Below are 20970 nucleotides of genomic sequence, written 5' to 3'. Positions count from 1 at the left end.
GGCGCTGCTCCGTTTTTTTCATCAAGGGGGCGCGAATTGAAATCGACCATATTCAACTGGCGGCGGCTGTGTTCCGCCGTTCTTCTGCTGACGGCCTGCGTGGCCGCTCATGCTGTTCCTGCCGCATCGGCCGGGCGCGAGCGCCTGTCGCTGGACCGCGGCTGGCTGTTCCACCTGGGCGACATCGTCCAGCCGCCGATCAAGGGGCACGGCGAATCCTACGGCAACGCCAAGGCGGGCAATGCCGCCGGCGCGGCCGGCACCGAATACGACGATTCAGATTGGCGCCACCTGGACCTGCCGCATGACTGGGCGGTGGAAGGTCCGTTCGACCCCAACGCCAACGTCGCGCAGGGCTATCGTCCGCGCGGCATCGGCTGGTACCGGCGCTACCTGCGCGTGGACGCCGCCGACCGTGGCCGCCATTTCGAACTGCAGTTCGACGCCATCGCCACCCACGCCACCGTGTGGGTGAACGGGAACGTGGTGAACCGCAACTGGTCCGGCTACAACTCCAGCTATATCGACATCACCCCATACCTGCGCTACGGCGACGCAATGAACACCATCGCCATCCGCGCCGACGCCGAAGCCATGGAAGGCTGGTGGTACGAGGGCGCGGGCATGTATCGCCACGCGTGGCTGGTCAAGCGCGATCCGGTGCATGTCGTCACCGATGGCGTGCACGCGACGCCGCGCCTGGACAAGAACAATCAATGGACCATTCCGGTCGAGGTCACGCTGAACAACAGCGGCAAGCAGGCCAGCGGCGTGACGGTGGAGGTGGCCGTGTTCGACCCGTCCGGCAAGCAGGTGGCGCGCCAGAGCGCCGCCGCCCGCATCGGCGCGCTGGACACGAACACGGTGAAGGTACCGGTGGCCGTCGCCAAGCCGGCACTGTGGTCGCTGGAGAAAACCAATCTGTATCGCGTGACCACCCGCGTTCTGCAGGACGGCAAGGCGCTGGATGAAGTGTCGCTGCATACCGGCTTCCGCACCATCCGCTTCGATGCGGCGCAGGGCTTCTTCCTCAACGGCATGCATGTGAAGCTGCAGGGCGTGTGCATCCACCAGGACCATGCCGGCGTCGGCGTGGCCGTGCCGGATTCGGTGTGGGAGTACCGCCTGCGCAGGCTGAAGGAACTGGGCGTGAACGCGATCCGCTTCTCGCACAACGCCCCGGCGGCCGAGGTGCTGGACCTGGTCGACCGCATGGGCTTCGTGGTCATGGACGAGAACCGCAACTTCAATCCATCGCCGGACTACATGAAGCAGCTGGAGTGGATGATCAAGCGTGATCGCCATCATCCGGGCGTGGTCCTGTGGTCGGTGTTTAACGAGGAGCCGGAGCAGGCCACCGAAGTGGGCTACGAAATGGTGCGCCGCATGTCGGCCGTGGTCAAGTCGCTGGACGACACCCGCCCCGTTACGGCGGCGATGAACGGCGGCTTCCTGACGGAGCTGAACGTGTCGCATGCGGTGGACGTGGTGGGCGCCAACTACCAGGTGCCGGACTACGACCGCTATCACAAGGCCTATCCGAACAAGCCCTTCACCAGCTCCGAGGACACCTCGGCCTACATGACGCGCGGCGAGTTCAAGACCGTCCGCGAGAAGAACCTGATCGCCAGCTACGACGACGATGCGGCGGAGTGGGGCAACACCCACCGCGACGCCTGGCAGGCGATCGCCACGCGCCCATACGTGGCGGGCGGTTTCGTCTGGACCGGCTTCGATTACCGCGGCGAGCCGACGCCCAACGAGTGGCCTTCGGTCAGCTCGGTGTTCGGCATCATGGACCTGAACGGCTTCCCGAAGAACGCCTACTACATCCACCAGGTACAGTGGATCAAGGACCGTCCGCTGATCCACATCGCGCCGCACTGGAACTGGAGCGGCAGCGAGGGCAAGGACATCCGCGTGATGGTGATGGCCAATGTGGAACGCGTGCAGCTGCTGCTGAACGGCCGCGTGCTGGGCGAGCAGAAGGTGGACCCGTACCGCATGAACAGCTTCAACGTCGCCTACGCGCCCGGCAAGCTGGAAGCGATCGGCTACAACGGCGGCAAGGAAGTCGCGCGCACCTCGGTGGAAACCACCGGCGCCGCCGTCGCGCTGGAGCTGGTGCCGGACCGCGCGCAGCTGGCCGGCGATGGCCGCGACGCCATGCCGATCACCGTGCGCGCGCTGGACGCGCAAGGCCGCGCCGTGCCGCTGGCCGACGCTCAGGTGACGTTCGCGGTCACGGGCGGCGGCCGCTCCATCGGCCACGGCAACGGTGATCCGAATTCGCACGAGGACGAGAAGGGCGCCACGCGCCGCCTGTTCAACGGCCTGGCGCAGCTGATCGTGCAGACCAACTACGCCAGCACGGACGCGGTCAGCGTGACCGCCACCGCGCCCGGCCTGGCGCCGGCGCACATCAGCATCCCGGTCAAGGCCACGCCCGCGCAACCCTACGTGGCGCAGGCCGAGGCGCCGCTGACCTTCGTGCGCGGCTGGCGCATCGCGCCGGATAGCGCCCAGCGTCCCGACCCCAACCAGCAACTGGCCAGCTTCGACATGAACACCTGGGGCTGGGGATCGCCGCCGATGATCGCGCCGGCCGCCGCGAAGTATCACCTGTACCGCTCCAGCTTCACGCCCCGCAGGAACCTGGCCGACGGCAGCGGCGTGCTGCATTTCGCGGGCATACGCGGCAAGGCGGAGTTCTGGCTGAACGGCCAGCTGGCCGGCAAGAAGGACAGCTACGCGCTGGAGGCGTTCGAACTGCCGCTGCCGGCCGGCGCCGGCAAGCGCGAGATCAATGTCATCGTCGAGGCGGAGCCGGGCCAGGCCAGTGGCATCGAGGGCTATGTGAGCATTACGCCACGCTTGCTGGCAAAGTAGCAATTTCCAACAAGGCGTTGACAGTGAGGAAATAAATCGCGCGCTTGCCCGCCAAATATGCGGGCGGCGCGCGCGATTCGGTTGACGGCGTTCCGCGCGCTGCCTATAGTGGCGGGATGATCCCAGATTTCCAAGAACTATCCGACAAAATCGACCGGTTGGCCGAGATGACCCACGCCCTGCGCAGGGAAAATACAGAACTGCGCCAAGGCAATGCCGCCCTGGTGGTGGAGAACATCGGCTATCGGCGCCAGCTGGCCGAGGCGGCCGCCCGCGTCCAGGCTTTGTTGGAAAAAATCCCCGCGCTCGACGGCGCCGCCGACGAAGAACAACAGCCTGAAAACGAGGACGCACGATGATACAGCTGGATGTGACCATCATGGGTTCGCCGTACCGGCTGGTCGTCAAGGAAGGCGAGGAGCGCGCGCTGCGCGAGGCCGCCGCTTTCCTCGATAAAAAGATGACGGCCATTCGCGACGCCGGCAAGATCAAGGGCAACGACCGCATCGCCGTGATGGCGGCGCTGGGCATGGCGGCGGAATTCCTGTCGGTGAAGTCCCCGGTGGGACCGTTGTCGGACATGTCGATGCTGGAAGTGCAAACGCGGATCAGCGCCATGCACAAAGTGCTCGATAGCGCGCTGACGCCACAAGAAACCCTGTTTTAATTCGCTAAACTCCTTCCTTTGCGGCGGACAAGAGAGTAAACTTCGTCTCACCCTGCGGTGTTCGCGATTGCCATATATTCCTTGAACCATTTATGTGCACCGGTTGCGGAATTTTGTTCGATGGGCGTGAGCGTCGCTAGTCCGATGAACCCGAAATTGAACTAACTGTGACCACCTTGAACCGTTTGGTTCGGGATGCCGGCAAAGACGGCACAGGCGGGGCCTCATTATTAAAGAAGCGGTTGCAAGCATGTGAGTGCGCAGCCGCTTTTTTTCGTCTGGACGTTTTTGTTGGGAGCCGCCCATGCAATATTGGTTGATGAAGTCCGAGCCTGATGAAGTGAGCATCGATGACGTGATGGCGTCGCCGGCGCAGACCACGCCGTGGTTCGGCGTGCGCAACTACCAGGCGCGCAACTTCATGCGCGACGGCATGCAGGATGGCGATGGTGTGCTGTTCTACCATTCCAGCTGTCCAGAGCCAGGCATCGCCGGCCTGGCGCGGGTGGTGGGCGGCCCGTATCCGGACGCCACGCAGTTCGACAAGGACAGCAAATACTACGATCCCAAGGCCACGCCCGAGCAGCCGCGCTGGATTTCGATTGACGTGCAAGGCACGCAGAAAACCCGGCTGCTGCCGCTGGCCGAGATGCGCACCATACCGGCGCTGGAGGACATGGCGGTGCTGCAAAAAGGCAGCCGCCTGTCGATCACGCCGGTGACGGCCGCGCAGTGGAACGCCATCGTCAAGCTGCTGAAAAAGAGCGGCTGATGGACCTGGGCCTGGTGCTGATCCTGCTGTTGATGGGCGCCGTGGGCGGCTTCATGGCGGGCTTGCTGGGCATAGGCGGCGGCATGATACTGGTGCCGTTCATTACGCTGATCTTCAGCGCCCAGGGGTTTCCGGAGGAGGCGATCATCCACATGGCGGTGGCCACTTCGCTGGGCGTGATCCTGTTCACATCGATGTCGTCGGTGCGCGCGCACCACCGGCATGGCGCGGTGCTATGGCCGGTGGCGCTGCTGCTGGCGCCCGGTATTTTGCTGGGCGCGTGGTGCGGCCCTTGGATCGCCAAGCAAATGAGTTCGGCGGGACAGGCGCTGTTGTTCAGCATCTTCCTGACCTTCTCCGCGACGCAGATGCTGCTCGCCAAAAAAGCCGCGCCGGCCGACGGCGTCGCGCAGCGCGGCCTGCCGGGCAACGCCGCCATGTTCGGCGCCGGCGGTGTGATTGGTTTGGTGGCGGGGCTGGTGGGCGCGGGCGGCGGCTTCCTGTCGATCCCGTTCATGACCTGGCGTAACGTCAAGATCCACAACGCCGTCGCCACCAGCGCCGCGTTGGGATTTCCGATCGCGCTGGCCGGCACGCTGTCGAACATCTACTACGGCTGGAATACGCCGGACCTGCCACGTTATTCACTCGGCTTCGTCTACATGCCGGCGTTATTGGTGATCGCCGCGGCCAGCGTCACGCTGGCGCCGCTGGGCGCCCGCACCGCGCACAAGCTGCCGGTGCAGACCCTGCGAAAAATCTTCGCCATCGTGCTGTACTGCCTCGCCGCCTACATGCTGCGCAAGGCCATTGGGACTTAGATGGGCGCGCGGCCTTTCTGTTTGACTTTGTAGGCCCACACCAGCATGGCTGCCGCGCCGACGATCATCGGCAGCGACAGCACCTGGCCGGAGGTGATCGGCATGCCGAGCACGGTGGTTTCCCAGTCCGGCGTGCGGAAGTATTCGGTGAAGAAGCGCGCGCAGCCATACAGCAGCGTGTACATCGCGCCCACCGCCAGCCGTGGCCGCTCCTTGCGCGAGAACAGCCACAGGATGACGAACACCAGCAGACCGTCGATCAGCAGCTGGTAGATCGGCGACGGATGGCGCAGGCCCTCCAGGAACACGGGATTCGGATGCAGCGGATAGGCGTTGTTCGGCCACAGCATCGCCCACGGCAGCGATTGATCGGCGACCACGCGCCCCGGCAGCTCGGCGTTGATGAAGTTGCCCAGCCGGCCGGCGGCGTAACCCAGCGGCACCAGCGGCGCGATGAAGTCGTACACGTCCAGCAGGTTGCGCCCGCTCTTGCGCGCCCACACCGCCATCGCGATCAGCACGCCGAGGAAGCCGCCGTGGAAGGACATGCCGCCGTGCCAGACCTTGAAGATCTCGATCGGATCGGAGAAGTACTTGACCGGCTCGTAGAACAGCACCTCGCCCATGCGCCCGCCGATGATCACGCCCAGCATGCCGTAGAACAGCATGTCGTCCAGGTCCTCCTTCCTCCATCGCTGCGCAGCGATGTGCGGCTGCTTGATGCGCACCCGTCCCAGCGTGATGAACAGGGCGAAGGCGAGGACATACATCAAGCCGTACCAGTGGATCGCCACCGGCCCCAGTTGCAGGGCGATCGGATCGGGCATCGGGTGTATCAGCATAGGGTGTTCTTTCTTAATAATTCCAAAAAGCCGCGCAGCACCGGCGAGGCGTTGTCGCGCCGCCAGGCCAGGCCGGTTTCGACCAGCGGGGTGGCGTCGCGCAGCGCCCGGTATTCTACCCCGGGCCGCATCAGGTTGGACACGGACTGCGGCACCAGCGCCATCCCCATCCCGGCCGACACCAGGCTGACGATGGTTTGCATCTGGATCGCCTGCTGGCCGATTTCCGGCGTGATGCCGGCCTCGCGGAACACCGACAGGATGGCGTCATACAGGGCCGGGGAGATCGCGCGCGGGAAGACGATCAACGGCAGCTTCGGCAAGGAGGCCAATGCCAGCTTGCCTTGCTTCTTCAGCAGGCCGGCCGGCAGGGCCAGCACCAGCGGCTCGCTCAGCACCGGCAGATAGTCCAGTTCCAGCCCGGCCTTGTCCGGCAGCGGCGGGATCAGCAGGCCGGCGTCGATGCGGTTGTGCAGCAGGTCGTCCAGCTGCAGGTCGGACGTGGCTTCCTGCAGCGTGATCTGCACCTGCGGATAGGCGGCGCGGTAGGCGCGCAGGAAGGGCGGCAGCACGCTGTAGTCGGCCGAGGAGACGAAGGCCAGCGTCAGCCGCCCGACCTCGCCTGCGGCGGCGCGCTGCACCAGCTGCGGCAGTTCCAGCGACTGCGCCAGCATGCGGCGCGCTTCCGGCAGCAGCGCCAGCCCGGCCGGCGTCAGCGCCACGCCGCGCCGGTTGCGCTCGAACAGCGCGGCGCCCAGCAGCTCCTCCAGCGCCTGGATGGTTTGCGACAGCGGCGGCTGCGTCATGTGCAGCCGCAGCGCCGCCTTGCCGAAGTGGAGTTCCTCGGCGACGGTGACGAAATAGCGTAGCTGACGCAGTTCCAGGTTCATATTGTTTACTATTGAAATTTGTATCGGTGATATTTTATACGACTCACAGGGCCGCAAATACTATATTTGACACTGCGGCAGGGCCAAGGCAATCTCTCATACTAAGCCAGCGGTCTTAAGCCCGCCTTTATCATTGGAGATCCATCATGCCGCAATACCGTTCCCGCACCACCACCCACGGCCGCAACATGGCCGGCGCCCGCGCCCTGTGGCGCGCCACCGGCATGAAGGACGGCGATTTCGACAAGCCTATCGTCGCCGTGGTGAACTCGTTCACGCAGTTCGTGCCGGGCCATGTGCACCTGAAGGACCTGGGCCAGCTGGTGGCGCGCGAGATCGAGAAGGCCGGCGGCGTGGCCAAGGAATTCAACACCATCGCGGTCGATGACGGCATCGCCATGGGCCACGGCGGCATGCTGTACTCGCTGCCGTCGCGCGACCTGATCGCCGACTCGGTCGAGTACATGGTCAACGCCCACTGTGCCGATGCGATGGTCTGCATCTCCAACTGCGACAAGATCACGCCGGGCATGTTGATGGCCGCGATGCGCATCAATATTCCGGTGGTGTTCATCTCCGGCGGCCCGATGGAAGCGGGCAAGGTGCTGAAGGTGGTCGACGGCAAACAGAAGATCATCAAGCTCGATCTGGTCGATGCGATGATCAAGGCCGGCGATCAAACGGTCAGCGATGCCGACGTGGCCGAGATCGAGCGTTCCGCCTGCCCCACCTGCGGTTCGTGCTCGGGCATGTTCACCGCGAACTCGATGAACTGCCTGACCGAGGCGCTGGGCCTGGCGTTGCCGGGCAACGGCACCATCGTCGCCACCCACTCCGACCGCGAGCAGCTGTTCCTGCGCGCCGGCCGCCTGATCGTCGAACTGGCCAAGCGCCACTACGAGCAGGATGACTACTCCGTGCTGCCGCGCTCCATCGCCACCAAGGCCGCGTTTGAAAACGCGATGGCGCTGGATGTGTCGATGGGCGGTTCCACCAACACCGTGCTGCACCTGCTGGCCGCCGCGCACGAGGCTGGCGTGGACTTCGACATGAAGGACATCGACCGCATCTCGCGCAAAGTGCCTTGCCTGTGCAAGGTCGCGCCGATGACCGACAAATTCCACATCGAGGACGTGCACCGCGCCGGCGGCATCGTGGCGATCCTGGGCGAGCTGGCGCGCGCAGGCCTGCTCGACACCTCGCTGCCGACCATCCACGCGCCAACGCTGGGCGATGCCATCGAACGCAACGACATCACGCGCACCGACGATCCGGCCGTGCAGCAGCTGTTCCGCGCGGCGCCGGGCGGCGTGCCGACGCAGGTGGCGTTCTCGCAATCGGAACGCTACGGCGCACTCGACACCGACCGCAGCACCGGCTGCATCCGCGACAAGGCGCACGCCTATTCGCAGGACGGCGGCCTGGCTGTCTTGTACGGCAACCTGGCGGAGAACGGCTGCATCGTGAAGACAGCCGGCGTTGACGAAAGCATCTTGAAATTCAGCGGCAAGGCGCGCGTGTTCGAGAGCCAGGACGCGGCGGTTGAAGGCATCCTTGGCGATACGGTGCATGAAGGCGATGTGGTCATCATCCGCTACGAAGGTCCGAAGGGCGGCCCTGGCATGCAGGAGATGCTGTACCCGACGTCGTACATCAAGTCCAAAGGTTTGGGCAAGGCATGCGCGCTGCTGACGGACGGCCGCTTCTCGGGCGGTTCCTCGGGACTGGTGATCGGCCATGCGTCGCCGGAAGCGGCGGAGGGCGGCGCCATCGGCCTGGTGGAAGAGGGCGACATGATCGATATCGATATTCCGAACCGCACCATCAGCCTGCGCATCAGCGATGCGGATCTCGCGGCGCGCCGCGCGGCGATGGAGGCCAAGGGCAGCGATGCGTGGAAGCCGGTCAACCGCGAGCGTTATGTGTCGCAGGCATTGCAAGCCTACGCGGCGCTGACCACATCGGCCGACCGTGGCGCCGTGCGCGATCTGTCGCAGATCAAGCGCTAAGCCGGCGCGGGCTTGCCCGCCGTACGCCCGATTCGCCCGCTCCGCCCGGAGCGGGCGTTTTCATTTCTTGTCGAAATTCTGCTTCACGCGCGCCTTGCGGCGCTTTTCGTCTTCGTCGTGGGCCTTGCGCTTGTCCAGCCCCAGCATCGGCTCCAAGAACTCGAACCACACGAAAGCGAACACCATCAGCCCGATTATCCACCACCAGGACAGCAGGGCGAACTTCCACACTTCAAAATAGCGCAGCCCGCACAGGGCGATGATCACCAATATCATGGGCATGATGTGTTCCTCCGGTTACCTCATCTTACAAAGAAAATGGCTTTGCGGGCAGCAATATTCTATTATCGGTCAACGAGGATATAAGCTATGGCGTTTAATGTTCCATAGCAAAACACGGTAGAATTGTTGGCAGAATTGAGTAGTACTTACCTGGAGAAGACAATGAAACGTAATTTGATGATGGTTGGTATGGTAGTCGCCTCGGCATTCGCATCGCAAGCCGCAATGGCGGACGCGGGCATGGACTTGGCAAAAGCGAAGAATTGCCTGGCTTGCCACGCTGTGAGCACCAAGCTGGTTGGCCCTGCCTACAAGGATGTCGCCGCCAAATACGCCGGCCAGAAAGACGCTGAAGCCAAGCTGGTCACCAAAGTGATGAAGGGCGGCTCCGGCACTTGGGGCGCGATCCCGATGCCAGCCAATCCGCAGGTCAGCGATGCCGAAGCCAAGACCCTGGTGAAATGGGTGCTGGCGCAGAAGTAATCCGCGCCGCAGTGGTATAAAAAAACGCGCCTTTGGCGCGTTTTTTGTTGGTTCAATTCAAACTTATTTGATGACCGAGGTAATGGTCTTGGTGCCGTTGTTGTAGTTATACAGCGTCAGCGAACCATCCTTGATGTCACCCTTCGGATCGAACTCGATCAGGCCGGTCACGCCCTGATACTTGATCTTCTGCAGGAACGGCAGGTACTTGGCGGGCTCAGCCGAGTTAGCCGCCTGCATTGCCGCGGCCATCGTCATCACCGAGTCGTACACGTATGGCGCGTACAGCTGCACGTCCATGTTGTACTTCTTCTTGTAGCGGGCGTGGAAGTCGTCCATGTTCTTCTGCAGCTCAGGCGGCACGCCGCCGGCTTCCGCGCAGGTGACAACCTTGACCGCGTCCGCGCCGGCCAGCTTAGGCAGCGATTCGGTGCACAGGCCGTCGCCGCCCATATATTTGGCCTGGATGCCCAGCGCCTTCATCTGGCGCAGCAGCGGGCCGCCCACCGAGTCCATGCCGCCGAAGAAGATCAGGTCCGGATTCTTGCCCTTGATGGTGGTCAGGATGGCGTTGAAGTCGGTGGCCTTGTCGGTGGTGAATTCCTTGCCGACGATTTGCACGCCCGGCAGCGCCTTCTTCGCGCCCTTGATGAACTCTTCCGCCACGCCCTGGCCGTAGGCCGTGCGGTCGTCGATGACGGCGATCTTCTTCACGCCCATCTTGCCGACCGCGTAGCTGCCCAGCGTGCCGCCCAGCTTGGCGTCATTGGCGACCACGCGGAACGCCGAGTTGAAGCCCTGCTGCGTGTATTTGGTCTGGGTGGTGGCTGGCGAAATTTCCGGGATGCCGGCGTCGTAGTAGATCTTCGAGGCGGGGATGGTGGTGCCCGAATTCAGGTGGCCGATCACGCCGTTGACTTTGGCATCGACCAGCTTCTGCGCGACCGCCGTGCCTTGTTTCGGATCGCCGCCGTCGTCTTCCAGCACGAGCACGAACTTGACCGGCTTGCCGCCGATCTTGATGCCTTTGGCGTTCAATTCTTCGACGGCCATCTTGGCGCCGTTTTCATTGTCCTTGCCCAGGTGCGCGGATGGACCGGAGACCGGCGCGACGTGGCCGATCTTGATCACTTCTTGCGCACCGGCGCTGCCAGCGAAAGCCAGGGCGATGGCGAGTGGAATGAACTTGGTCTTGAACAGCATATGCATTCTCCAATGGTTGAATAAGCGACGGTGTCTCGCGGGCGCCGCAGAATTTTTTCTGCAAGGCCAAAAGGTACAACAAATTATTCTTATCGCAAAGGGAGTTTCGCAGGGTTTCGCACTTTGGCGTGGCGTTTCCCGGTTTTGAGGCGGCGGCGCGGGCGGATTTCCCGGTTTTGATACGTTTGCGCACTGGAGGAGTGCGGTCCGCGCAACGGTTGGGCGCGGACCGGGGGAGAGGGTTACTTCTTCTGGGCTTGCAGGTGCGTGAGTTCCTGCGAGACGGCGCGGGCGACAATTTTTTCTATCGTGTCGTGCAGGCCGATACGGATTTCGTTGGTCAGGCCGTGCAGGGCATGGGTCAGCACTTCGGCCATGCTGTCCTTGATGCGCTGCTCCAGCACGAAGTCCACGCGCGACTGCAACTGGTGCATGATGCGCTCGGACAGGCGATGCTCCATCATCGCCCATTCCGCGTCGCTCCAGTTGTCGATGGCGTCGGCTTCCAGCTGCGCGGCCATTTCAGCGCGCTGGGACAGCGTCGAACGGATACCGGAAGCGGCCTCGCCGGGCAGCAGTTCATCGCCCAGCGGCTCGGCCTTCAGGACTTCCGTCAAAACAGGGATACTGGCGTCAAACGATTGGGCTTGGCTCATGATTTTCCTGTGACAAAGTGGGTAAGTGGATAGTCTTGCTGCTTGTATGCGACATAGCGCTTGCGGCCTGCGGCCGCATCATCCTCATCGGAGGAAATTACTTCGATCATGCGCTCGAATTGCGCGACCCCGGAAGGCGCGCGGCGCGACAAATTTACCAATAATTCTTTGTGTGGTAATTCTGCCTCATCGTTGTCCGTGAGTATGATCGGCGTGTGCGCCGCAAGCGCGTCGCCGGCCAGCACGTGGGGCAGGAAGTCGGTGGCGGAAAATGTCCACATCGCCGCGTTAAGTTCCGCCAGCTGTGCGGCATCGTCTGCCATCAGCACCACGCGCTTGTTCGCGCCCCAGGCCTTGCGCACGAGGCGGCAGGCATAGGCGATTTTGTCCGGCACGTTGGTGTGGAAATCGATGCGTGTCATAGCTGTTTTGATCTGTTCTGTAGAGGGGAAGTGCATGCAGCGCGATGCTGCGTGATTCCAGTTTATGCGAAAATTATTTTTGGCGCTGGCATCGATGTTGCTACCGAACGCCGATTTTAGAACTGGAAGCCGGGCGGCGCATTGACTGGCGGCAGGGGCTTGGCGGGCTGCTCCACTGGGCGCACCGTTTCGGGCGCGGGCGGAGGCGGCGGCGCGGCGGACACCGGCGCCGGATATTGATAATTCGGTGGCAAGCGTTTTTCCAGCGGATAGCCGGCGTCGCTCAACAACACATCCCAGCTGGTCTGCTCGAAGCCGGTCAGCTTGCTGCGGCCGACCAGCAGAAATGGAAATTGGCCGTTGCCTCCGGCCTTCTTCAGCGCCACCTGGTCGTCCACGGTGGCGACGGTTTTTTCAGTGAAGGGTATGCCGCGCGCCATCAGCATGGCGCGGCCGTTGCTGCAGCCGTCGCACTGCGCCGTGGTGTACAGCGTGACCGGGCGGTTGCGCACGGCGTCGGCCAGTTCCTGCGGCAGCTCCACCGTGGCGCCGCCGGTGGCGAACGATTTCAATTCGACTTTTGTTTTGGCCGGCGTGGACGGTGGCGGTGGCTGGTCGCTGTAATGGGTCACGCCCTTGCCGTCGACCCATTTGTACACCTGCGCGCTGGCCGTGCCGAGGCACAGCAGCGCGAGGGTGAACGCGGCCAGCCGTTTCATGCTCAGGCCGCCATGCCGCTGTGACGCAGCAGCGCGTCGATGCTGGGCTCGCGGCCACGGAAGGCCGTGAACGATTCCAGCGCCGGACGCGAGCCGCCCACCGACAGGATCTCCTGCAGGTAGCGCTTGCCGGTTTCGGTGGTGGCATCCGGGCCCAGCGCCTTGGCTTCCTCGAACGCGGCGTAGGCGTCGGCGGACAGCACCTCGGCCCACTTGTAGCTGTAGTAGCCGGCCGCGTAACCGCCGGCGAAGATGTGGCCGAACGAGTTCTGGAAACGGTTGAACGCCGGCGGGATGATCAGCGCGAACTTGGCGCGCACTTCGTCGATCAACTGCTGCACGGTCTTGCCGGTGCTGGCGTCGTAGTCGTAGTGCAGGTGCATGTCGAGCAGCGAGAACTCCACCTGGCGCAAGGTCTGCAGGCCGGACTGGAAATTCTTCGCGGCCAGCATCTTGTCGTACAGCGCGCGCGGCAGCGGCTCACCGGTGCTCACGTGCGAGGTCATGTGTTCCAGCACTTCCCATTCCCAGCAGAAGTTCTCCATGAATTGCGACGGCAGTTCCACCGCGTCCCACTCGACGCCGGAGATGCCGGACACGCCCAGCTCGTCCACCTGCGTCAGCATGTGGTGCAGGCCGTGGCCGAATTCATGGAACAGCGTGATCACTTCATCGTGCGTGAACAGCGACGGTTGGACGACGCCGTCCACCACCGCGGGCTCGGTGAAGTTGCAGGTCAGGTAGGCGACCGGGGTCTGCACTTTTTCTTCCTCGGCGCGGCGGCCGCGTGCATCGTCCATCCAGGCGCCGCCGCTCTTGCCGGCGCGCGCGTACAGGTCCAGGTAGAACTGGCCGATCAGCTTGCCGTTGCGCTCGATGCGGAAGAAGCGCACGTCCTTGTGCCAAACCGGCGCGTTGTCCGGCTTGATCTCGACCGTGAACAGGTTCTGGATCAGACGGAACAGGCCGTCGACCACTTTGTGTTCGGGGAAGTACTGCTTCACTTCCTGCGCGGAGAAGGCGTAGCGGCGCTCCTGCAGTTTCTCGGAAGCGTAGGGGATGTCCCAGGCTTTGAGCTCGGCGATGTCCAGCTCGTCCTGCGCGAATTTTTTCAGTTCGGCCAGGTCCTGCTCGGCGAACGGACGGGCACGCTTGGCCAGGTCTTCCAGGAAGGCGATCACCTGGTCGGGCGACTGCGCCATCTTCGGCACCAGCGATACCTCGGCGAAGTTTTTATAGCCCAGCAGCTTGGCTTCCTCGTCGCGCAGCTTGAGCAGCGTGACGATGTTTTGCGTGTTGTCCCACTCGTCCTTCTTGCTGAACACATCGCCCTGCTCGGAAGCCTTGGTGGCGTTGGCGCGGTAGATGGTCTCGCGCAGTTCGCGCTTGTCGGCGAATTGCAGGATCGGGAAGTAGGACGGGAAGTGCAGCGAGAATTCGTAGCCTTGCTTGCCTTCCTTCTCGGCCGCTGCGCGCGCGGCGGCCTTCACGTCGGCCGGCAGGCCGGCCAGGTCGGCTTCGTCTTCCACCAGCAGCTTGTAGTCGTTGGTGGCGTCGAGCACGTTTTCGGAGAAGCGGGTCGAGACCGACGCGTGCTCTTCCTGGATCTCGGCGAAGCGTTCCTTTTTATCGGCCGGCAGTTCGGCGCCGCCCATGCGGAAATCGCGCACGGCGTTGTCGATGATGCGCTTGCGGGCCGGCGACAGGCTGTCGAAACCGGCCGACGCGCGCAGCGCCTTGTACTTGTCGAACAGCGCCTCGTTCTGGGCCAGCGCGGTCCAGAACTCGGTCACCTTCGGCTGGTTCTCGTTGTAGGTGGCGCGCAGCTCGGGCGTATCGACCACATTGTTCAGATGGCTGACGATGCCCCATGCGCGGCCCAGCAGCTCGGTGGCGTTTTCCAGCGGGGTGACGAAGTTATCCCAGGTCACTTGCTCGGACGGTGCTTCCAGTTGCTCGACCACGGCGCGGCTCTTGGCCAGCAGTTCGTCGATGGCCGGGGTGACGTGCTCGGGCTTGATCGCATCGAAACGCGGCAGGCCGGAAAAGTCCAACAGGGGATTTTGGTCAGTCATCTTGAGTCCAATAAGTTCGATACGGTTGTATTAGGTGCGCTCGGCCGCTTCGACCGTGTTCATCAGCAGCATGGTGATGGTCATCGGGCCCACTCCGCCAGGTACCGGCGTGATGTGCGATGCCACTTCCTTGACGCCGGCGAAGTCCACGTCGCCGCACAGCTTGCCCGCGTCGTCACGGTTCATGCCGACGTCGATCACGATCGCGCCCGGCTTGACCATGTCGGCCGTCAGGGTGTTGCGGCGGCCGACTGCGGCCACCACGACGTCCGCCTGGCGGGTGTACAGGCCCAGGTCCGGGGTCGCACTATGGCAGATGGTGACGGTGGCGTTGGCTTGCAAGAGCAGCAGCGCCATCGGCTTGCCGACGGTGTTGCTGCGGCCGATGACCACCGCGTGCTTGCCGCGCAGGTCGACGCCGGTGCTTTCGATCAGCTTCATGCAGCCGTACGGCGTGCAGGGACGGAAGCCTTCCAGGCCGGTCATCAGCTCACCGGCGCTCAGCACCGAATAGCCGTCCACGTCCTTGGTGGTCGAAATCGCTTCGATGACCTTGTGCGGGTTGATATGCTTAGGCAGCGGCATTTGCACCAGGATGCCGTGGATGGCCGGATCGGCGTTCAGCGCGGCGATGCGCTCCAGCAGCGCCGCTTCGCTCAGGTCGGCGGGATACTGCTCCTTGAGCGAGTAGAAACCGGCATCCTCGCAGCCCTTGACCTTGTTGCGGACATAAACGTGGCTGGCCGGGTCGTCGCCGACCAGGATCACGGCCAGGCCGGGTTGTTTGCCTTTGGCGGTGAGGGCGGCAGCACGTGCAGCAATTTCCGCGCGCAGTTTTTGGGAGAGGGCGATTCCGTCGATCAGTTGAGCAGGCATGATTTAACCAGGTTGGAGAGGAAAGCAGGATTATAAAGCCGCAGCGCGCATTGCGCCTCGTTTCCCGTGGCCGGGGTGTGCTGCGGCGCACAAGATTTTCATAGGGTAATTTCATAATACGAAATGACGTATCGTAATTTGAAAAAGCAGAAAACTGCTGTTAGAATCCCACACGTCATAGAAGTATTGGTAAATAATCAGCGTCACGTCAGCACTTAAACTCAGGAGACTTAATACATGTCAGCTCAACTTGACCAGGTAACGGCAAACACCGACCCTGATTCGCAAGAAACCAAAGAATGGTTGGACGCACTGGCCGCAGTGCTGGAACAAGAGGGCCCTGAACGTGCTCACTACCTGATGGAACGCCTGATCGACCTGGCTCGCCAAAGCGGCTCGGACATCCCGTTCTCCGCCAATACCGCCTACGTCAACACGATTCCAGCCCACCTGGAAACCCACTGCCCGGGCAACCTGGAATACGAAGAGAAGCTGCGCTCGTGGATGCGCTGGAACGCCATGGCGATGGTCGTCAAGGCCAACCGCGTCGACGGCGACCTCGGTGGCCACCTGTCCTCGTTCGCCTCGCTGGCCAACATGCTGGGCATCGGCTTCAACCACTTCTGGAAAGCGCCTAGCGAAAACCACGGCGGCGACCTGCTGTACATCCAGGGCCACTCCTCGCCGGGCGTGTACGCGCGCGCCTTCCTCGAAGGCCGCTTGAGCGAAGAACAGCTGACCCATTACCGCCGCGAAGTCGACGGCAAGGGCCTGTCGTCGTATCCGCACCCTAAACTGATGCCGAACTTCTGGCAGTTCCCGACCGTGTCGATGGGCCTTGGCCCGCTGATGGCGATCTACCAGGCACGCTTCCTGAAGTACCTGCACGCACGCTCGATCGCCGACACCACCGACCGTAAAGTCTGGGCCTTCTGCGGCGACGGCGAGATGGACGAACCGGAATCGCTGGGCGCCATCGGCATGGCCGCGCGCGAGAAGCTGGACAACCTGGTCATCGTCGTCAACTGCAACCTGCAGCGCCTGGACGGCCCTGTGCGCGGCAACGGCAAGATCATTCAAGAGCTGGAAGCGGACTTCCGCGGCGCCGGCTGGAACGTCGTTAAAGTCATCTGGGGCCCGGGTTGGGACGCGCTGCTGAAGCAGGACAAGGACGGCATCCTGCGCAAAGTGATGATGGATACCCTGGACGGCGAATACCAGAACTACAAGGCCAAGGACGGCGCCTACGTGCGCAAGCACTTCTTCGGCAAGCATCCGAAGCTGCTGGAAATGGTCGCCAACATGACCGACGACGACATCTGGCGCCTGACCCGTGGCGGCCACGATCCGCACAAGATCTACGCCGCCTTCAAGGTCGCGCAAGAGCACAAGGGCCAACCGACCGTCCTGCTGGTGAAGACCATCAAGGGCTTCGGCATGGGCAAGCACGGCGAAGCGCGCAACACCGCGCACAACACCAAGAAGCTGACCGACGAAGCAGTGCGCGAAATGCGCGACCGCTACTCGATCCCTATCCCGGACGACAAGCTGGCCGACATCCCGTTCTACAAGCCTGCCGACGACGCACCGGAAATCAAGTACCTGCACGAGCGCCGCGCCGCGCTGGGAGGCTACCTGCCGGCCCGCCGCATGCAAGCCGACGAGAAGCTGACCGTGCCGCCGCTGTCCGCGTTCCAGAACGTGCTGGATGCGACCGCTGAAGGCCGCGAAGTATCGAGCACCCAGACCTATGTGCGTATCCTGACCACGCTGCTGAAGGATCCTAGCGTCGGTCCACGCATCGTGCCGGTGCTGGTCGATGAATCCCGTACCTTCGGTATGGAAGGCCTGTTCCGCCAGGTCGGCATCTTCAACCAGCAAGGCCAGTTGTATGAGCCGGTCGACAAAGACCAGGTGATGTACTACCGCGAAGACAAGGCCGGCCAGATCCTGCAAGAGGGTATCAACGAAGCCGGTGGTATGAGCTCGTGGATCGCCGCTGCGACCTCGTACTCGACCAACAACCGCGTGATGATCCCGTTCTACACGTACTACTCGATGTTCGGCATGCAGCGTATCGGCGACCTGGTATGGGCCGCCGCCGACATGCGCGCCCGTGGCTTCCTGATGGGCGGCACCGCCGGCCGCACGACGCTGAACGGCGAGGGCCTGCAGCACGAAGACGGCCATAGCCACCTGTTCGCAGCGGCTGTACCGAACTGCATGCCTTACGATCCGACCTTCGGCCACGAACTGGCCGTGATCATCCAGGACGGCATGCGCCGCATGGTGGAGAAACAGGAAGATGTGTTCTACTACATCACCATCATGAACGAGAACTACCCGCACCCAGGCATCAAGCCGGGCCAGGAAGAGGGCATCCTGAAAGGTATGTACCTGCTGCACGAAGGCGACAAGAAAGCCAAGCAGCGCGTGCAGCTGATCGGTTCCGGCACCATCCTGCGCGAGTCGATCTTCGCCCAGGAACTGCTGCTGAAGGACTGGAACATCGCCGCCGACGTGTGGTCCGCTCCGTCGCTGACGCTGGTGGCCCGCGATGGCCAGGATGCGGAGCGCTGGAACCTGGTCAACCCGACCAAGGAACAACGCGTGCCGTACGTGACGCAGCTGCTGAAGGATACCTCCGGCCCTATCGTCGCGACGACCGATTACATGCGTGCGTTTGCTGAGCAGATCCGCGCCTTCATCCCTAAAGACCGCACCTACCGTGTGCTGGGCACCGATGGTTTCGGCCGTTCGGATACCCGCGCCGCACTGCGCGAGTTCTTCGAAGTGAACCGTTACTACATCACGGTCGCTGCGCTGAAATCGCTGGCGGAAGAAGGCAAGATCGACGTGAAGGTGGTGGAGCAGGCAGTCGTCAAGTACGGCCTGAACGCCAACAAGCCAAATCCGGTGACCCAATAATTAGAACGGAGCAGACGCTATGAGCATTGTGGAAGTTAAAGTCCCGGATATCGGTGATTTCAAGGAAGTTGAAATCATCGAGTTGATGATCAAAGTAGGCGATACCATCAAGGTGGATCAGTCGCTGATTACCGTTGAATCGGATAAGGCCAGCATGGAGATTCCTTCGTCCGCCGCTGGCGTGGTCAAGGAAATCAAGGTCAAGGTCGGCGACAAGGTGGCCGAGGGTTCGCTGCTGCTGTTGTTGGAAGCTGACGGCGCCGCCGCGGCTCCTGCCGCTGCCGCACCTGCGCCAATTGGCATGGCGGCCACGGACGTCCCTGTGCGCGCTGGCGCGGCGGCTGCGACGCAGCGCATTGCCAACGCCGGCCCAGCGGCGCTATCTGCACGCTCACCGCGCGTTCTGGCGCTACGCGCTGCCATCGAACGTGCTCAACGCCGCCATCGGCCCGCTGCCGCTGCTGCTGATCGGCGCCCGCCATGGCGCGCTGGCCGCCGGCCTGTTCGCGCTGACCCAACGCGTGCTGGCGGCGCCGGTCTCATTGCTGGCGGCCTCGGTGCAGGAAGTGTTCAAGCGCGAATCGGTGCGCCAGTACCAGAACAGCGGCAACTGCCGGCCTGCCTGGCGCCACGCGGCGCGCGTGCTGCTGCTGCTGGGCTTGTTGCCGTCGCTGCTGTTGCTGCTGGCCGCGCCGCCGCTGTTCGCCTTCGCCTTCGGCGCGCCGTGGCGCGCAGCCGGCGAGCTGGCGCAGATCCTGGCGCCGCTGTATTTCCTCAACTTCATCGCCAGCCCGCTCAGCTATGTGTTCTTCGTGGCCGGCCGCCAGAAGATCGAGCTGGCCTGGCAACTGGCGCTGTTCGCGATGACGCTGGCCGTGTTCGCCGCGCCGCTCACGCTGCACCAGAGCGTGGCCGCCTACGCCAGCGGTTACTCGCTGCTGTACCTGGTGTACCTGCACATGTCCTACCGCTACGCGCTGGACCGCGATCCCGCCGGGAGGCTGCATGCGGCCCGCTGACGCCACCGCCGGCGCCACGCACGCGGCGCAAGCCGCACCGACCGCCGCCGCACATCGCGCACCGGTCGCGCGCGCTGCCGCCCGGCCGGACACCGCCTGGGCCGAGCTCGGCTTCTTCCTGCTGTTCCCCGGCTTCTTCGCCTACCAGACGCTGCTGGGCCTTGGCCTGATCCGCGCCTACCTGGGCGGTTATTTCGCCGCCGTCTCGCTGCTGTTGCTGCCGGCCATGCTGCTGACCTACTGGCGCCGGCTGCACCGCGCCCGCTACCAGCTGCCGCGGGTGGACGCCGCGCTGCTGGCCTTCCTGGCCTACTTCGGCGCCATGGTGGCGTGCCACGCGCCCAGCGCCAACCCGGCCATCACCGCGCACCACGCGCTGGCCCTGCTCTACCTGTTCAACCTGTTCGTCATCTTCAGCACGCTCGACTGCACCAGCCGCCGCTTCCGCCTGACCCAGTACGCCAGCCTGGCCGCCATGTCCTGCGTGGTGTTCGCGTACGCGGTGGACGGCGCCTTCTACCTGGCCGCGCTGGGCGAAGCGCGCGACCCCGACAGCGTTGCCACCTACCAGGGTTTCTCGCGCTCCTACCTGCTGCCGTTGGCCGCCGTACTGGCCACCACGCGCCAGGCGCCGCTGCGCTGGGGGTGGTACGCGCTGGGCGTGGCCACGCTGTACGTCAACACCGCGCGCAGCGAGTTCGGCGCGCTGCTGTTCCTGGTCCCGCTGATCGAATTGCACGCGGCGCGCCATCGGCCCGCCGCAGCCGCCATCTTCGCCGCGCTGGCGCTGCTGATGCCCCGCCTGCTGGCGCTGCTGCTGGCGGCCGTGCCCGGCAACCGCACGCTGGAATTGCTGGACCTGTCGCACTCGAGCTCGGCCAACATGCGCCACCAGCTGACCCTGAACGCGCTGCGCACCATCGCCGAGCACCCCATCCTCGGCGACTACGGCAGCTATCCGGTCGGCCTGTACAGCCACAACATCCTGTCGGCCTGGGTCGACCTCGGCCTGTTCGGCTTTGCCGCGCTGCTGGCGCTGCTGCTGTACCCGCTGTTGCAGATGGGCCTGCACACCTGGGCGATCGGCGGGCGCGACGGCCGCGGCCCGGCCTTCCTGCTGGCCTGGAGCCTGCTCGGCATGACGGTGCTGCTGCTGTGCCTGTCCCACTTCTTCAGCGACATGCTGATCGGCGCCGCGCTGGGCGCCTACGCGCGCTACCGCGCGGGAGCGGACCATGCTTAAGATCGCCCACCTGAGCTCGGCGCACCCGCGCGACGACAGCCGCATCTTCGGCAAGCAATGCCGCACCCTGGCCGCGCACGGCCACCAGGTCACGCTGGTGGTGGCCGACGGCCTGGGCGACGCCAGGCGCGACGGCGTGGCCATCGTCGACGCCGGCGCCGCGCGCGGCGCCGG

Annotated in this window: 19 protein-coding genes, 1 other RNA gene and 2 pseudogenes; 13 read left to right on the top strand and 9 right to left on the bottom strand. The window is 63.8% G+C overall.

The window, feature by feature from the left end; translation table 11 throughout:
* Window positions 1–36: 36 nt before the first annotated feature.
* From galA to GTP90_RS26360, 6 genes are all read left to right on the top strand, one after another.
* Complete coding sequence (galA, locus tag GTP90_RS26385) at window positions 37–2889, top strand: beta-galactosidase GalA (protein ID WP_161086290.1); 2853 nt, start codon at window positions 37–39, stop codon at window positions 2887–2889.
* 44 nt (window positions 2890–2933) lie between these two features.
* Complete coding sequence (locus GTP90_RS26380) at window positions 2934–3248, top strand: hypothetical protein (RefSeq protein WP_254452056.1); 315 nt, start codon at window positions 2934–2936, stop codon at window positions 3246–3248.
* On the top strand, window positions 3245–3556 hold the full coding sequence (locus GTP90_RS26375; protein ID WP_117011786.1) for a cell division protein ZapA: 312 nt from the start codon (window positions 3245–3247) through the stop codon (window positions 3554–3556). The genes GTP90_RS26380 and GTP90_RS26375 overlap by 4 nt, the downstream gene beginning before the upstream one ends.
* A gap of 46 nt (window positions 3557–3602) precedes the next feature.
* A non-coding RNA gene (ssrS, locus tag GTP90_RS26370) (6S RNA) lies at window positions 3603–3783 on the top strand.
* Between the two features lie 77 nt (window positions 3784–3860).
* Window positions 3861–4328 (top strand): EVE domain-containing protein, encoded by a 468-nt coding sequence (locus GTP90_RS26365; RefSeq protein ID WP_161086289.1) that lies wholly within the window; start codon window positions 3861–3863, stop codon window positions 4326–4328.
* On the top strand, window positions 4328–5149 hold the full coding sequence (locus GTP90_RS26360) for a sulfite exporter TauE/SafE family protein (RefSeq protein WP_161086288.1): 822 nt from the start codon (window positions 4328–4330) through the stop codon (window positions 5147–5149). The genes GTP90_RS26365 and GTP90_RS26360 overlap by 1 nt, the downstream gene beginning before the upstream one ends.
* On the opposite strand, the gene lgt is transcribed toward GTP90_RS26360, so the two are convergent.
* Both lgt and GTP90_RS26350 read right to left on the bottom strand, forming a co-directional pair.
* Window positions 5146–5991: a prolipoprotein diacylglyceryl transferase gene (lgt, locus tag GTP90_RS26355; protein ID WP_161086287.1), complete on the bottom strand. Its 846-nt coding sequence runs from the start codon at window positions 5989–5991 to the stop codon at window positions 5146–5148. The genes GTP90_RS26360 and lgt overlap by 4 nt on opposite strands.
* On the bottom strand, window positions 5985–6881 hold the full coding sequence (locus tag GTP90_RS26350) for a LysR family transcriptional regulator (RefSeq protein WP_161086286.1): 897 nt from the start codon (window positions 6879–6881) through the stop codon (window positions 5985–5987). Before GTP90_RS26350 ends, lgt begins: the two co-directional genes overlap by 7 nt.
* Before the next feature lie 146 nt (window positions 6882–7027).
* Here GTP90_RS26350 and ilvD point away from each other — a divergent pair, with 146 nt between their 5' ends.
* Window positions 7028–8890: a dihydroxy-acid dehydratase gene (gene ilvD / locus GTP90_RS26345; protein ID WP_161086285.1), complete on the top strand. Its 1863-nt coding sequence runs from the start codon at window positions 7028–7030 to the stop codon at window positions 8888–8890.
* 60 nt (window positions 8891–8950) lie between these two features.
* Here the strand turns inward: ilvD and GTP90_RS26340 are convergent, their stop codons facing one another.
* Complete coding sequence (locus GTP90_RS26340; RefSeq protein WP_161086284.1) at window positions 8951–9172, bottom strand: TIGR04438 family Trp-rich protein; 222 nt, start codon at window positions 9170–9172, stop codon at window positions 8951–8953.
* 162 nt (window positions 9173–9334) lie between these two features.
* Here GTP90_RS26340 and GTP90_RS26335 point away from each other — a divergent pair, with 162 nt between their 5' ends.
* Window positions 9335–9655, top strand: coding sequence for a c-type cytochrome (locus GTP90_RS26335; RefSeq protein ID WP_117011779.1), 321 nt, complete (start codon window positions 9335–9337; stop codon window positions 9653–9655).
* A gap of 63 nt (window positions 9656–9718) precedes the next feature.
* Here the strand turns inward: GTP90_RS26335 and GTP90_RS26330 are convergent, their stop codons facing one another.
* The 6 genes from GTP90_RS26330 to folD form a co-directional block, all read right to left on the bottom strand.
* The gene (locus GTP90_RS26330) at window positions 9719–10858 is read right to left on the bottom strand and encodes a branched-chain amino acid ABC transporter substrate-binding protein (RefSeq protein ID WP_161086283.1); all 1140 of its coding nucleotides are present in this window, start codon (window positions 10856–10858) and stop codon (window positions 9719–9721) included.
* A 242-nt stretch (window positions 10859–11100) separates the two neighbouring features.
* Window positions 11101–11514 carry a DUF2486 family protein gene (locus tag GTP90_RS26325; protein ID WP_161086282.1) on the bottom strand — a complete coding sequence of 138 codons (414 nt, stop codon included), beginning with the start codon at window positions 11512–11514 and terminating at the stop codon, window positions 11101–11103.
* Window positions 11511–11936, bottom strand: a complete 426-nt coding sequence (locus GTP90_RS26320) for a DNA polymerase III subunit chi (RefSeq protein ID WP_117011776.1) — start codon at window positions 11934–11936, stop codon at window positions 11511–11513. Before GTP90_RS26320 ends, GTP90_RS26325 begins: the two co-directional genes overlap by 4 nt.
* Window positions 11937–12052: 116 nt before the next feature.
* Window positions 12053–12655, bottom strand: coding sequence for a glutaredoxin family protein (locus tag GTP90_RS26315; protein WP_161086281.1), 603 nt, complete (start codon window positions 12653–12655; stop codon window positions 12053–12055).
* A 2-nt stretch (window positions 12656–12657) separates the two neighbouring features.
* Window positions 12658–14730, bottom strand: a complete 2073-nt coding sequence (locus tag GTP90_RS26310) for a M3 family metallopeptidase (protein WP_161086280.1) — start codon at window positions 14728–14730, stop codon at window positions 12658–12660.
* A gap of 30 nt (window positions 14731–14760) precedes the next feature.
* Window positions 14761–15606 carry a bifunctional methylenetetrahydrofolate dehydrogenase/methenyltetrahydrofolate cyclohydrolase FolD gene (folD, locus tag GTP90_RS26305; RefSeq protein WP_117011773.1) on the bottom strand — a complete coding sequence of 282 codons (846 nt, stop codon included), beginning with the start codon at window positions 15604–15606 and terminating at the stop codon, window positions 14761–14763.
* Window positions 15607–15843: 237 nt separating this feature from the next.
* Between folD and aceE the strand changes: the two genes are divergently transcribed.
* The 5 genes and pseudogenes from aceE to GTP90_RS26280 form a co-directional block, all read left to right on the top strand.
* On the top strand, window positions 15844–18534 hold the full coding sequence (gene aceE, locus GTP90_RS26300) for a pyruvate dehydrogenase (acetyl-transferring), homodimeric type (protein ID WP_161086279.1): 2691 nt from the start codon (window positions 15844–15846) through the stop codon (window positions 18532–18534).
* Between the two features lie 19 nt (window positions 18535–18553).
* Window positions 18554–18907: pseudogene (locus GTP90_RS26295) on the top strand (biotin/lipoyl-containing protein); the annotation flags it as partial.
* A gap of 55 nt (window positions 18908–18962) precedes the next feature.
* Complete coding sequence (locus GTP90_RS26290; protein ID WP_443093310.1) at window positions 18963–19553, top strand: MATE family efflux transporter; 591 nt, start codon at window positions 18963–18965, stop codon at window positions 19551–19553.
* A complete protein-coding gene (locus GTP90_RS26285) occupies window positions 19540–20796 on the top strand; it encodes a hypothetical protein (RefSeq protein ID WP_161086278.1) in 1257 nt (418 codons plus the stop codon). The genes GTP90_RS26290 and GTP90_RS26285 overlap by 14 nt, the downstream gene beginning before the upstream one ends.
* A pseudogene (locus tag GTP90_RS26280) lies at window positions 20789–20970 on the top strand (glycosyltransferase family 1 protein); the annotation flags it as partial. The gene GTP90_RS26285 and the pseudogene GTP90_RS26280, both read left to right, overlap by 8 nt.

Origin of the sequence: Duganella vulcania (assembly GCF_009857655.1) — a bacterium.
Taxonomy (GTDB): domain Bacteria; phylum Pseudomonadota; class Gammaproteobacteria; order Burkholderiales; family Burkholderiaceae_D; genus Rugamonas; species Rugamonas vulcania.
This window is presented reverse-complemented; position numbering and strand designations above follow the sequence as displayed.